The 14,050-nt window shown below is 45.8% G+C and carries 12 protein-coding genes; 3 read left to right on the forward strand and 9 right to left on the reverse strand.

What is annotated here, in order from left to right; all coding sequences use genetic code 11:
* Window positions 1-394: 394 nt before the first annotated feature.
* The 4 genes from ABL924_RS07870 to ABL924_RS07885 are packed head-to-tail and all read right to left on the reverse strand — an operon-like array spanning window position 395 to window position 2,710.
* On the reverse strand, window positions 395-754 hold the full coding sequence (locus ABL924_RS07870; protein WP_349026531.1) for a hypothetical protein: 360 nt from the start codon (window positions 752-754) through the stop codon (window positions 395-397).
* Window positions 755-785: 31 nt separating this feature from the next.
* Entirely contained in the window at window positions 786-1,466 is a 681-nt protein-coding gene (gene mtnC / locus ABL924_RS07875; protein WP_349026532.1) for an acireductone synthase, read from the reverse strand.
* A 9-nt stretch (window positions 1,467-1,475) separates the two neighbouring features.
* Entirely contained in the window at window positions 1,476-2,087 is a 612-nt protein-coding gene (locus ABL924_RS07880) for a cupin (RefSeq protein ID WP_349026533.1), read from the reverse strand.
* Window positions 2,084-2,710: a methylthioribulose 1-phosphate dehydratase gene (locus tag ABL924_RS07885; protein ID WP_349026534.1), complete on the reverse strand. Its 627-nt coding sequence runs from the start codon at window positions 2,708-2,710 to the stop codon at window positions 2,084-2,086. Before ABL924_RS07885 ends, ABL924_RS07880 begins: the two co-directional genes overlap by 4 nt.
* Window positions 2,711-3,214: 504 nt before the next feature.
* On the opposite strand from ABL924_RS07885, the gene ABL924_RS07890 reads away from it, so the two are divergent.
* Together ABL924_RS07890 and ABL924_RS07895 are read left to right on the forward strand one after the other, a co-directional pair.
* Entirely contained in the window at window positions 3,215-4,351 is a 1,137-nt protein-coding gene (locus tag ABL924_RS07890) for an efflux RND transporter periplasmic adaptor subunit (RefSeq protein WP_349026535.1), read from the forward strand.
* Window positions 4,348-5,007 (forward strand): ABC transporter ATP-binding protein, encoded by a 660-nt coding sequence (locus ABL924_RS07895; RefSeq protein WP_349026536.1) that lies wholly within the window; start codon window positions 4,348-4,350, stop codon window positions 5,005-5,007. Before ABL924_RS07890 ends, ABL924_RS07895 begins: the two co-directional genes overlap by 4 nt.
* A gap of 19 nt (window positions 5,008-5,026) precedes the next feature.
* On the opposite strand, the gene ABL924_RS07900 is transcribed toward ABL924_RS07895, so the two are convergent.
* Together ABL924_RS07900 and ABL924_RS07905 are read right to left on the reverse strand one after the other, a co-directional pair.
* On the reverse strand, window positions 5,027-6,226 hold the full coding sequence (locus ABL924_RS07900) for an ABC transporter permease (RefSeq protein WP_349026537.1): 1,200 nt from the start codon (window positions 6,224-6,226) through the stop codon (window positions 5,027-5,029).
* Between the two features lie 2 nt (window positions 6,227-6,228).
* Window positions 6,229-7,434, reverse strand: a complete 1,206-nt coding sequence (locus ABL924_RS07905) for an ABC transporter permease (protein WP_349026563.1) — start codon at window positions 7,432-7,434, stop codon at window positions 6,229-6,231.
* Between the two features lie 457 nt (window positions 7,435-7,891).
* Here ABL924_RS07905 and ABL924_RS07910 point away from each other — a divergent pair, with 457 nt between their 5' ends.
* Window positions 7,892-9,532: a hypothetical protein gene (locus ABL924_RS07910; protein WP_349026538.1), complete on the forward strand. Its 1,641-nt coding sequence runs from the start codon at window positions 7,892-7,894 to the stop codon at window positions 9,530-9,532.
* A gap of 236 nt (window positions 9,533-9,768) precedes the next feature.
* Here ABL924_RS07910 and lspA read toward each other — a convergent pair whose 3' ends face one another.
* Genes lspA through ribF form a run of 3 tightly spaced genes read right to left on the reverse strand, consistent with a single transcriptional unit; the run spans window position 9,769 to window position 14,046 of the window.
* Window positions 9,769-10,257, reverse strand: a complete 489-nt coding sequence (gene lspA / locus ABL924_RS07915) for a signal peptidase II (RefSeq protein ID WP_349026564.1) — start codon at window positions 10,255-10,257, stop codon at window positions 9,769-9,771.
* A 7-nt stretch (window positions 10,258-10,264) separates the two neighbouring features.
* Window positions 10,265-13,096 carry an isoleucine--tRNA ligase gene (gene ileS / locus ABL924_RS07920; protein ID WP_349026539.1) on the reverse strand — a complete coding sequence of 944 codons (2,832 nt, stop codon included), beginning with the start codon at window positions 13,094-13,096 and terminating at the stop codon, window positions 10,265-10,267.
* Window positions 13,093-14,046, reverse strand: coding sequence for a bifunctional riboflavin kinase/FAD synthetase (gene ribF / locus ABL924_RS07925; protein ID WP_349026540.1), 954 nt, complete (start codon window positions 14,044-14,046; stop codon window positions 13,093-13,095). The genes ileS and ribF overlap by 4 nt, the downstream gene beginning before the upstream one ends.
* Between the last annotated feature and the right edge of the window lie 4 nt (window positions 14,047-14,050).

Here is a 14,050-nt window from a genome sequence, read left to right on the forward strand (position 1 = left end):
CGGCATCCTCGCTATCGCACTTCCTCCATCCCTGGAAGTGCGAAGGAGTTTTTTGAATTTTTAGAGATTCCCTAAATAAAGTCATCTTATCTGAAACAATGGATTTTTACGAAACCATCGGGGATATATCCTGGCGCAACACACGTCTCTCATTGTCACCAGCTATGTGGTAACTACCCATCTAAACCAAGCGCAAGGCTAACTGTATTAACTATCTGGGCATAACAATTATACCAATCCCAATAAGTTGTTATTTGAATCCCCTCATCCTAACCTTCTCCCACTGGAGAAGGTATAATATGTGAACTTATTGGGATTGGTATTACACAATTTTTTCCAAAGCGCAATCGTTCATCAACTTTATTGCAATCGATTATTCATGGTGGCTCAGCCATTAAGAACCACCATCCCAGGATGCCGTTGCCGGTTTCATTAGCGTTTTAGCTTCTTCCACAAACCCGATAGCCGCATAAAAATCCCCCGATTTCCCCGCTTTTTTAGCAGCCCTTAACTTGGGTCTAAAGCGGTCGATTGCCATCGAGTTGTTTCTTCTCATCGCTTCTGAAAGTTTTAGTGCAGAATCAACTGACTCAATAAACCCTTCTTTGTTGGTTTTTTTAGCCATTTCGACCATATCTTCGCAAAGGGATAGCACCAATGAGAAATCTTCATTTACTGGCGCCCCCGCAGCAAGCACATTACCCAACAGGAAAAGTGAAAGACAAAATACCAACCCTAACTTGATTAAATTCATTATTACTCCTCTATTTTATTACTCAGCAATATTAGTTATCGAGTTCAATGCCATCAAAGCTGTTGACTTGTGGATGATCAACATGAGCGTCCGGCTTTTGGTCACGGGTAAGCCAAATGGTTCGGTAACCCGCCGCTTTTGCTGCATCCAGTTCTTCTTTAATATCGGACAGGAATAGGACGTTATTTGCAGGATAGCCAATCTGTTCGGCGATTTTACGGTAAGAATCGGATTCCTTTTTGCCGCCTATGTTGGTATCGAAAAAGCCTGAAAATAGTGGCGTTAAGTCGCCTTCATCGGTATGCCCAAAAAGCAGTTTTTGCGCCAGCACTGAGCCGGAAGAATACACATACAAAGAAATACCATTCGCTTTCCAAGACTTAAGGTTATCTATGGCATCTTGGTATAAGTGACCATTGAAATCGCCTTGCTTATAACCCGCTTCCCAGATCAGGCCTTGCAAGGCTTTTAACGGCGTGATTTTCTTGTCTTGGTCTATCCACTCGATTAACTGTTTGATGGCGTTTTCAGTATTTAATGAAATATTCGCTTCTTGACAGGTATCGGTAATTAGTTGCTTGATAGAAGGCTCATCCTGATGTTGCCGGACATAATCAGGTAATTTTGCACGGGCGTAAGGAAACAGCACATCCTTGACGAAAGACAGTGAAGAAGTTGTGCCTTCAATGTCGGTGACGATGGCCTTAATCATTTATAACCCTCACCCTAGCCCTCTCCCAGAGGGAGAGGGGATTGAGGTTTCCTTAAGTTCTGCCACTATTTCATCGAATGTAGGGAATGATAGAGCAATCTCGCTGCCGGTAAATTTGGCTACCCAGCCTTCTGGCATGGTAAACAGGCGGATGACCTTGAAGCTGGGATAAGCGCCCATATCAAACCAGTGCGTGGTGTTGGCGGGAACGCTAATAAGATCACCTTTTTCACATAAGACGGCATAAACCTTACCTCCAACATGCAGATAAAACAATCCGCAGCCGTCGATAAAAAAACGCACCTCAAAATCATCGTGGATGTGTTCAGCCAGGAATTTTTGCCGGAATACGGCTTTGTCGGGATTATCCGGGCTTAGGTTAATTACGTCTACGGATTGAAAACCGTAAAGCTGTTTAAGTTTGTCGATGGATTCCTGATAAGCGGCAATGATGGTTGCCTGATCGTCATCAGAAGTCAGTTCACGGTTGGCAGTCCAGCGTTCAAACTTGACATAAATTCCTGCAAGTTCACGTTCTATATCGGAAAAATCGGTGTAACGCTTGCTTTGCTTTGGCTGATTACCCGAATAGCTATCGGGATAAATGGTTAACACGCTCATGGTTTTCTGACTCCGTGCAATCTCAGTTCACATTCAAATAAATAATCAAGCGCTTCCAAATGACGTAATGCTTCGGGTATGGATTCACCCCAAGTATACAAGCCATGTCCGGCGATAATATAACCATAACAGTCCGCCGTTAAGGTATCCAGGTAATCATCGACAACACGGGATAAACGCGGAATATTTTGGTCATTGGCAACAATCGGTAGGGTGATTCGGGTTTCATGTGTCGTAATTCCATGCAAGGCTTTTAATAACTCGTAGTCTTCCAGTACGATTTCATCTCCAAAAAGCCTTGAAACCAATATGGCATTAATGGAATGTGGGTGCAAAATGGCATGGACATCGGGGAAACGCATATATAGCGACGTATGCAAGCCCGTCTCCGCCGACGGCTTTTTACCGTCCAGTGAATTGGCATCAGCATCAATCAACATAATATCATCGACTTGCAAATTGCCTTTGTGCTTGCCCGATGTCGTAATCGCAATCGTGCCATCCGCCAAACGGGCAGAAAAATTCCCACTGGTTGCCTGTATCCAGCCCTTGCTGTCGATAAACCGCCCAGCATTGCATAATGCTGTTGCTGCGGTTTTAAAATCTTGGGAATAGAGATTCATTGAAATGCAAACTTAATTATATCGATGTAGACCACAGTGGGGGCATTTTCGCCCTAGTGTCCAATAAAGGTATTTGCTTAGGTAAAAACGCTTCGAACAACGAGGACAAGGAAAGGATGATACCCAATTAACCGCCCAAACTAAAACTAGCATCCATAAGATTGTTGTTATTATTGGAATTTCGGAAGTAGTGACAACAGAAAAAAGCCGATCAATGATAAATACTACAGGGATGAAACCCAAAAATAATCCGATAACCAACCATTCTCTTTGTTGTAAGGCCTTCCAGTTTTCAGTACAGCTATCTTCTGTAGACATAATTCCGATCAATTACTTATGTTGAGGTATGAAATCTTACCTTTTCTAATCATTAAAAACAAAATTTGGATTAAGCCGGGTTCTAAATTAGTTATATTGGAAATTTATCAATTCTTAACATTAAGAAATCAATATTAATTTTTTACCCATTATAATCAACGCTACTTGCCACTTCGGAATGTGCAAATGAAAAAACGCTACCTTGTTGCCGCTCTAATCCTCGTTGGATTGATTGTGGGTTATTTCTACAAAAAACAGCCAAAGCCGATAGAAGTTGAATTCTATACCGTCGAAAAAGGGGAAGTGAAAGCTACCGTGTCCAATACACGTGTAGGTACTGTTAAGGCGTGTCGACGAGCATTTCTTGCTCCGGCTACTGGCGGTAAAGTGGCGAAGATGCATGTGAAGGAGGGGGATCAGGTAAAGCAAAACCAGTTGTTGCTGGAAGTGTGGAATGATGACCTAAAAGACCAAGTCAAGCTGCAAGAAGCGCAAATCAAGGCAAATAAAGCTACGGCAGAACAGGCTTGCCAATTGGGCGCAAATGCGGATCGGGAAGCGTATCGCATTTCCAAGTTATTCAAGAATAATCATATCGTGTCTGAAGAAGCGGTAGATAGCAAAGTATCTACCGCCAAATCTAAGCAAGCGGGCTGCAATGCCGCACGGGAAAGTATTACCGTAAGCGAGAGAAGCCGTGAAGCGGCGCAAGCGGCGGTTGAGCGAACCTTACTTATTGCCCCTTTTGACGGCACTATTGCTGAGATTAATGCAGAACTTGGCGAATACGTGACCCCTTCGCCCCCAGGTATTCCAACCCTGCCAGCGATTGATCTGATGGATGTCAGTTGCTTGTATGTATCTGCACCGATTGATGAAGTCGATGCCCCGCAGATAAAGGCAGGCATGACTGCTTGCGTCTCGCTTGATGCCTTCGCGGAAAAACGCTGTTCCGGTACAGTGTCCAGAATTGCCCCGTATGTGTTGGAAAAAGAAAAGCAGGCACGTACAGTCGAGGTGGAAGTTAAACTGACCGATCCAAAAGACCTCAAAGAATTGTTGCCTGGTTACAGTGCCGATATTGAAGTCTTGCTGACCAGTAAACCACAAGCGATCCGAATTCCGGCGGAAGCCGTTATGGAAAATAACCGAGTTTTGCTTATAAATGAAGAAGGGAAATTGGAAGAGCGCACTTTCAAACCCGGCCTAAGCAACTGGAATACCGTGGAGGTACTAACCGGCTTGGCAGTCGGTGACAAAATCGTCAAATCAATTGGTCAAGATGGTGTGGTAGCGGGTGCTTATGTTAAGGAAAAATCGTGATCCAATTGGAGCATATCCACCGTACTTTTCAGGTCGGCGAGCAGTCGGTTCATGCTTTAAACGATATTAACCTTATCATTAAGAAAGGCGAATACGTATCCATTATGGGGCCGTCGGGTTCCGGCAAATCCACCTTATTAAATATTATCGCCCTGCTTGATCGGCCTACTTCGGGGCGGTATATATTGAACGACTTGGATGTGATTAAACGCAGTGATGATGAACTGGCGAAAATACGTCGGGAAAACATCGGTTTTGTGTTCCAGTTTTTTCATGTCATTCCCCGCCTGACTGCCGCCGAAAACGTAGAAATGCCCATGATATTGGCCGGCATAAACAGTAAAGAACGCAAACAAAGGGTAGAGGAGGCGCTGGCCGCCGTCAGTTTAGCGGATCGCACCCACCACAAGCCAAATCAATTATCCGGTGGACAACTGCAACGGGTCGCGATTGCCCGGGCAATGATTATGCGGCCTGAAGTCGTTTTGGCGGACGAACCTACCGGTAACCTCGATAGCAAATCTGGTTTGGAAATCATGGAACTACTAGAAAGCCTTAATAAGCAAGGTGTCACGCTGATTATGATTACCCATGACCAATCCTTGGGAAACCGTGCACCAAGGCGGATTCGGATTGTGGATGGGCGGATAGAATAGAAGGCATGAAATTTATTGTTTACTCGGAATGCAATGCTTGTAAAGGATCTAAATGAGCTGCTTTGATCGCAGGCATCACCCCTGAAACAATGCCTATCAGCAATGAAAGCGTAAACGCAGCAGCAATGTAACTCCAGGCCAATTCCGCTGGAAGCGCGGGTACAAGGTTACTGATTAATACGACTATACCAATACCTGTCAAAACACCAATAAACCCACCCACAGCACTTAACGTTAAAGCCTCAAATAAGAACAACTTAAATATTATTTTTCTTTCCGCGCCTATGGCTCGAAGTAAGCCAATTTCTGATACCCGTTCTGACACCGCGATGGTCATAATGGTAATGATCCCAACCGAGCCAACTAATAGTGATATTCCTCCTAGTGCCGCCACAGCCATCGTTAAAATACTCAGTATTGAATTCATGCTTTCCAGCATTTGATTCTGGGTAATCAAGTTAAAATCTTCCCTGCCGTGTCTTGCGATTAATAATTGTTTAATGCTTTGTTGCACGGTTGTTACAGAAACATTATTGCTGTAAAGCAAATTTATTTCCATCAGCCCTTCCCTGTCAAACATTTCTAGTGCCTTTGTTGCCGGAATGTATACGGTGTCATCCATATCAAAACCCAGCATTTGACCTTTTTTTTCCATTACGCCAATCACACGGTAGCGGTCAGTACCAATCCGTATACGTTGCCCCAACGGGCTTGTTTGGCCAAATAATTCGGTTGCTAGCTTGTCACCAAGTACTGCAAAAGCGCGCGGATTGGCATCTTCACCTGAAGGTAAAAATTGGCCTGATGCTGTGTGTATTTTCCAAACTTGGGGAACGGCATCACCTGCACCGATGACGTTGGTACGCCGCTGTTTGTTATCGGTTTCTACTCGCGCATTGCCTTGTACCACAGGCACGACAGCAACAATCCCAGCTAATTTCCTCAAGCTGGAGGCATCTGCCATGGACAAGGGACGTACCGTACTTATAGTGGCACCTGAAAGTCCCAAAGTGGTCTTTTTTCCTGGATGAACGCCAATTATATTCGTCCCAAACTGGGTAAATTCGGCGATTACGAAGCTGTGCAGGCCACGGCCTAATGATGTCAAAATAATTACTGCGGCGATACCTATTATCAACCCTAATGATGTAAGTGCAGATCTCAATTTATAGGCGGTAATCGTTCGGAAGGACAGGAGCAGTATGTCAAGGAAATGCATATTTATCGTTTAGCCAACGCAGTAATAGGGTCAAGTCTTGCCGCTTTACGGGCTGGCAGCACCCCAAAAACCAAGCCAGTTAAAATGGAAACGCCCAAAGCTGACAGCAATCCCCAATCCGGAAGCTCAACTGGAAATCTCGGATAAACAGCCTGTATTACTGATATAACCAATTGGCCAAGAATCAATCCGACCAACGCACCTGCCAATGATAACAACATTGCTTCTGCCAAAAAAAGCCACTGTACCTGACCTTGGGATGCGCCCAATGCCTTTAGTAAACCAATTTCAGCAGTCCGTTGCGTAACACTGACTAGCATGACATTCATGACCAGCACACCCGCCACAATCAGGCTAATACCAGCAATACAGGCCACTGCAATGGTTAGTGCTGTCAGGATTTTATTGAACGCGCTTACCACGCTATCTTGCGTGATAATAGTGATATCTTCTTCGCCCTCATGACGAAGTTTGATAATTTTTTTGACTTCATCCACTGCTTTTAGCATTGCATCTCGGGACTTGGTTTCGATCAAAATGCGGAACAAAGATTGAGTGTCGAATAAAGCTTGGGCGGAAGCGACGGGGATAATGACCATTTCGTCAAAATCAACCCCGACGGATTGACCTTCTGAAGCCAGAACGCCGATAACCCGGAAGCGCCTGTCATTAATACGCAACCACTGACCCAGTGCTGGAGCATTGGCAAATAATTGCTCACGAATCGTTTGCCCGATTACACAAATAGATAAGGCTTCATCGGTCTCAGTTTTTGGTAAAAAGCTGCCTTGTGCCATAGATAGATGCCGCACCCGCAGCAACGCATGAGTTGAACCAAACACATTGGTTTCCCGCTCAAGACCGAAAGCTGTAACGGGTGCAGAACCAATCGTCAGCGGAGCAATCGCAGAAATATATGGGCTACGCGATAAAGATGCTGCATCATCTAAAGTCAAATCTCTGGGTGTTTCACCAAATAGTGGCGGGGCACCGCCTGTCGTTTCCGTTCGCCCAGGTAAAACGATGACAAGATGAGTGCCCAAGGCTTCAAATTCATTAACAATATAACTGCGGGCGCTTTCACTTAAAGCAATCAACACAGTGACTGAAGTCACGCCTATGCTCATCGCCAAGACAATTAACAGCGTCCGCAATAGCTGCGACTTTATCGAATTGAACGCGTGGTGTAAGGTATCCGCAGGGCGCATATCAACATCCTGAATCTCTATCAAATGGTCTTTCTGACGCTGGGAATTATGTAAAGCCATCCAAGCGACGCTGATACATTATACGTCGCCTTAGTGCGTTAGGATAATGATATGGGTTGCCCATTCCCAGCAGTTAGAGTTTGGGTAGAGTGGTTGCCAAAAAGTCGAAGGCATTTTTTGAATTTTCAAAGATTCTTAAGGGCATCTCCAAAAATACCCTCTCCCTCTGGGAGAGGGTTAGGGTGAGGCTTGTAAATGCTTAATTTTAAATCCCTCATCCCAACCTTCTCCCGAAGGGAGAAAGAGTTTTTTGAGTTTGCCTTAAGAGATTCTTACGTGGTACAGTCCAACCGCTTATAAGCACATAAGCACATAAGCACATAAGCACATATTTCCAATTCGTTATAATTTTCTCAACTTTTAATAAACTACATTTAATAACTTCGGAGCTTCTGCAATGAAAAGAAAAAATGCTTTATTCAAAATTCTATTGAAGGGTGTCTTCATATCGATGATGCCGATAACTACAGCTTTAGCGGTTGTACCTCCCACCCCGACGACGTTAACCCCGCTACCCTTAAATCAACCTGTACCAGTTGTACCATTGCCCGCTGCAGTTTTTAAAACTCCAGCGACGATTAACGGTTGGATAGCTAATGAAGCCACGACGGGTAGAACAGCGATGAAAGCGCACGGCTGGGATCTGTTCATAAACCTTATGAAACCGCTATATAAATACAGTGATGGTAGTCGGTATGCCAGGCTTTTTGATACGTGGCATTCGCTTGACGAAGCAGTTCCTGACCCGACGCCGGATCCGTTAAATCCAGGGTCGAATGCAGCAATCAACTTTAGTACATCTCCGATCGTGCGTCCCTACGCATGTTTTGATGGTAAAAGGTCAGTCGATGTTAAATATAACGTTCCGGTTGCCCAATTTATCAGAAATACAACGATGAGCGTATCAGCGGGAGGCTTGGTAAATAATTACAATCCGCTAAAAAATAAAGTAACGTCCCTTACGCAACCATTGCCACCGCTTAATTTTGCAAATCCACAAGGGGTAATGTTAAAGCCATATTACACAGTTATAAAAGGGAACGGGGCGACAATAATTAATCGTTGGGATGAGGCGCAGTCCGCTGTCAATCCGCTTCCTAACCAAAACATAACGACACCAGTCAACGTCAATTTTGCACCTGGCATAACGGTTGCTGCGCAACGAAATTGGACAAAAAGAGCAATAGTGTTCCCACCTGGTGTTAACCCTGCTACCTTTACTGGGACATACTATGGGAGGTTCGGTAATGCATTAGTCCCACAGCCAACCCCAGCTAGTCTTGTGGGAGTTCCCGTTTTTCAGGCTATAAAAGATTTTCACTATGTAAAGTTAAGCGCAGCTAATGCAACGGCTTTGGCAAATGGACTCCCAAAAGAGTTGAAGGCGCCAATGGTTACGAATATTGCAGCGGGAGATGTTGCCCTGCTTACCGGTTTGCACATTGCGACGCGTGAAATTGATACTTGGACATGGCATACATTTTGGTGGGAACCTCAGGTCAGTGGTGGCTTGCGCGAAAGTGACGCTTTGAATGGGGTGCCTGCGGATTTAAGTGCCGTTACACCCGGTTCTAACCCGGCCTATTTCCCTCTTAAGCATTTTAGGGCGGGTGCCGGTTATAAGTACACTGCCTCTGCAGCACCTAATATGCCGATTATTAACTCGAACCCCTATCTTGAAGGTCATTTTGGCAACCACTACGAATTGACGGACCCTACTGTGTTTGGTGCTTCAACTATTACAGGTGTTGATGTATTTATAGCGCGAACGCCTGCCCTGGATCCTCCTTATATCGATTGGAACGGCGGTGGAGTGACTTATGTACATGAGGGTACTGGCTTGAAAACTAACTGTATCACTTGTCATTTACCTGCTGCTTATCCGGCAGATTCGTTGGGTCAACTTCCAAGTGCTGTTGGAAAATACCCAGATTATGGCAGTTTGAGCGGCACTGAACGCTTGTTTTACGGGCGCGTTCGAACTCACTTTTTGTGGGGGCTTGCCAATAAAGCGACAGGATACACACCCTATCCCTAAAGCTTTAATTGTTTTAGCGTTCCCACGCTCCGGCGTGGGAATACACAGCCCCAGACGCTTTAGCGTCCCGTCTTACCATAAATCGATCTCCAGCAACCCTGTTTTGCCCAGCATAATGACTGCACGCAGACGAAACTTTTTGACTCACGCAAACGATATAAAAGTTTCCGGCTCGGTAGGTGGGTTAGGCTTTTATGTCAAATCTAAATCGGGATCGTTACAATAATGTACGAGAATTAATCGCTGTCAGACAAGTTTGCTTTTTGGGATTTACCCAAACCAAAAGATTCGGCTAACATAAGCATCACACCCAACGTAATCGCTGAATCGGCTATATTAAATGCAGGCCAGTGCCAAGTGTTGTAGTACACATCGAGAAAGTCGATGACATAGCCGTAAGCCAAGCGGTCGATTAAATTGCCAATAGCACCACCCAATACTAAGGATAACGCCAACGCTAGCAAGGTTTCATGTTTTTGTAACTTCGCTAACCATACCGATAAAACGGCACTGATGAACAGCGCCAAGACCGCAAAAAACCACCTCTGCCAACCACCTGCTTCGCTCAAGAAGCTGAATGCCGCGCCCGTATTATGCACATAAGTCAGGTTAAAATAAGGTATGAGCGGGATGGATTCATAAAGCTGCATAGTGTTGTCAACGACCAACTTGCTCACTTGATCCAGGATTATTGCCAGCAATGACAGCCATAACCATTTCAACATACCTACCTCACGCATAGCAGCGCTGCTCGCCATTGCCGTCCACATTTTCAACGCACCTGCCGCATAATTCGGGATGTTGCTTATGTTCGCCCACATCATAATGTTGATGCCAGCAACGGACGCATTTAGGATGTTCTGAAACTTGCACCTTTAACTTAACGCCTTCGATCTCAGTCTGAATGGCATCAGCAGGGCTAAACTGCTCGGCTATGACCGACGCATTAGACGTGATAAATATGAAATGCAGCTCATTGCCTAATCGGTTTAAGACATCAAAAAATTCGCCATTGCAATACAGCTCGACCTCCGCATTTAGCGAAGCACCTATATCGCCTTTAGTTCGGCTCTTTTCTAACTCCTTACTGACTGCCGACCGCACCGCCATTACCTGTTGCCAAAACTCGCGGCTCATCGGTGAAGCGGCATCAAGTTCAACCAGCCCTTCATACCAAGTTTCCAAGAATACCGATTCACTGCGCTTTCCTGGCATATATGACCAGATTTCATCGGCGGTATAACTAATGATCGGTGCGAGCCAACGCGTTAAGGCTTCCAACACATGATACATGGCAGTTTGTGTCGAACGCCGTGCCAAACCGTTGGTTTTGGCGGTGTATTGCCGATCTTTAATAATATCCAGATAAAAGCCGCCCAGATCAATCACGCAAAAATGATGGATTTTCTGGAAAATTTGCTGAAATTGGTAGCTATCGTAAGCCGCGATGACCTCTTCCTGCAAGAGATAAGCCCTGTCCAACATCCAGCGATCCAGCGCCAATAAATCTTTGGTGGCAACAAGATCCTGAGTCGGGTCAAAATCATTCAAGTTAGACAATAAGAACCGCGCCGTATTACGCAAGCGCCGATACCCGTCGGAAGTCCGGCTAAGGATTTCATTAGATACCGACATTTCGCCGCGATAATCCGTGGAAGCCACCCATAAGCGCAACACGTCCGCACCCAAATCTTTCATGACCGATTGCGGCGCAACGACATTGCCTTTGGACTTGGACATTTTCTTGCCCTCAGCATCCACGGTAAAACCATGTGTCAATACCGCTTTGTACGGTGCAACGCCATTTTTGGCCACTGATGCCAACAAGGAGGATTGAAACCAACCCCGATGCTGGTCTGAGCCTTCCAGATACAAATCCGCAGGGAATACCAGTTGATCGTGTTTATCCAGCACACAGGCATGGGTCACACCCGAATCAAACCAGACATCTAAGGTATCCGTCATTTTCTGGTAACGGTCGGCTTCTGCACCCAACAATTCAGTGGCATCCATTTCAAACCAGGCATCTATACCTTTTTGTTCGATGAGTTTGGCGACTTGTTCGATTAACTCACCGGTACGGGGATGCAAGTCACCGGTTTCCTTATCGACAAAAAACGTAATGGGTACGCCCCAAGTACGTTGCCTGGAAATACACCAATCCGGGCGGCCTTCCAACATACTTTCAATCCGTGCCTGACCCCAATCAGGAATCCATTCGACGCGCTTGATTTCGCTCAGTGCTTGGTCACGCAAGCCGTTCTGTTCCATCGAGATAAACCATTGTGGTGTCGCCCTGAAGATAATCGGGGTTTTATGCCGCCAACAATGCGGATAGCTGTGCAGAATGGCATGGTTATGGAGCAGCGTTCCCTTTTCTGCCAACACCTCCAATACATGGGTGTTGGCACTGAACACATGTTCGCCGGCAAACAGCTCGGTGCTAGGCAAGAACACGCCATCACCGCCGACGGGGTTATCAACCGGCAGGTTGTACTTTAAGCCAACCACATAGTCATCCTGTCCGTGGCCTGGTGCCGTATGCACCGCGCCAGTACCCGCTTCCGTCGTCACATGATCGCCCAGAATAATCGGCACTTGTCTGTCATAAAAGGGATGTTGCAATTGGTGATGTTCCAATGCCGCGCCTTTGCAATAGGCAATAACGCGGTAATCAGTGATTTCATATCGCGACATGGCATCTTTAAGCAAAGCTTCGGCTAATACCAAGCGTTCTTTGTGTCCGTCTTTTTCACACTGCACCACGGCATATTCAAGGTCGGCGTTCAGCGCGACGGCTTGGTTGGCTGGTAATGTCCATGGCGTGGTTGTCCAGATGACGACCGACAACTCGCCCTCGCCCTCATGTTCCGGCACATGGTGGCAAGCGGCCATAAAGCTGGCTTCATCAACAACCTGAAATCGTACATCAATTGCAGGAGAATGTTTGTCTTCATATTCCACCTCGGCTTCCGCTAAGGCAGAACCGCAGTCCGTACACCAATGCACGGGCTTTGCACCTTTGGCGATATGTCCCTTTTGGGCGATGCTGCCCAAAGTCCGCACTGTATTGGCCTCAAAGGCAAAATCCATGGTTAGATAAGGTTTATCCCAATCACCCAAAATACCCAGCCGAATGAAGGCTTCTTTTTGGACAGCGACCTGTTTACCGGCGTATTCCCGGCAGGCCTTGCGGAAGACATCCGGCGCAACCTTTGCGCCCGCTTTACCTATCTTCTTTTCCACCTGTAGCTCAATGGGCAATCCGTGGCAATCCCAACCCGGCACATAAGGCGCATCGAATCCGCTTAAGGTTTTGGATTTAATAATGATGTCTTTCAGGACTTTATTGACCGCATGACCAATATGGATTTCACCATTCGCGTAAGGAGGGCCATCGTGCAAAATGAATTTTGCACGGCCTTGAGTCACTGCCCTGATTGCTTGATACAGCTCGCCTTCTTGCCATTTTTTTAAGCGTTCCGGCTCACGTTGTGCCAGATTGCCCTTCATAGGGAATGCGGTGTTGGGCAAATTGAGTGTGCTTTTATAATCCAAGGTCATAATCCATCGTCTTCTATTGTTTGTGCGGCAAAAATTTTTTTGGCCTCGGCCACATCATCTACTATCTGTTCTTTGAGTTCGTCCACGGTCTGAAACCGCCGCTCTGCCCTGATTTTTTGTTTAAAATGCACTGTCACCTTATAGCCGTAGATGTCCCTATTAAAGTCGAACAAGTGAGTTTCCAATACGACCTTATTACTGCCGTCAATGGTGGGACGAACTCCGACATTGGCTACACCTTCGATTCTCAAATCACCTATACCTGTCATGGTAACGGCAAAGACTCCGCTGAAAGGAAGATTATTAATAGCTATCCTGATATTGGCAGTTGGGTAACCTATCGTCCTGCCGCGCTTATCACCGTGGATAACTCGCCCACAAATTGAATAGCGATAGCCCAACATGGCTTCAGCCTTTTCCAAATCGCCTGTAGCTAGGGCATTTCTAATCAAGGTGCTGCTGACCCGTAGGCCATCAACTTGTAAGGAACCGGTATCTTGCACCTTAAAACCGTGTACATCACTTTTGGCTTTAAGCATGGCAAAATCGCCTTGCCTGGCTTTACCAAAACGGAAATCATCACCAATCACAAGATGTTTGACATTCAGGCGTTTGACCAATATCTCATCAATAAACTGTCCGGCATCATAGTTAGCCAGTTGTTTATTAAATCGCACTATGACCAAATCATCAACGGGCAGTTTCGCAAACTGCGCGACTTTCTCCCGTAAGCGCGTCAAACGTGGCGGAGCTTTATCTCCTAAAAAGTATTCCAGGGGTTGTGGCTCAAAAATCATTATGACGACAGGCAAACCTAATATGTTGCCGCGTTCAGCTAATTTTTCTATTACAGCCTTGTGGCCTAAATGTACGCCGTCAAAATTCCCAACGGTTAGGACACAGCCATTTTTAAAGACCGGGAGGTGTGGTATTCCTCTAATTAAACGCATGAAT

Source organism: Methyloglobulus sp., from assembly GCF_040079455.1.
Taxonomy (GTDB): Bacteria; Pseudomonadota; Gammaproteobacteria; order Methylococcales; family Methylomonadaceae; genus Methyloglobulus.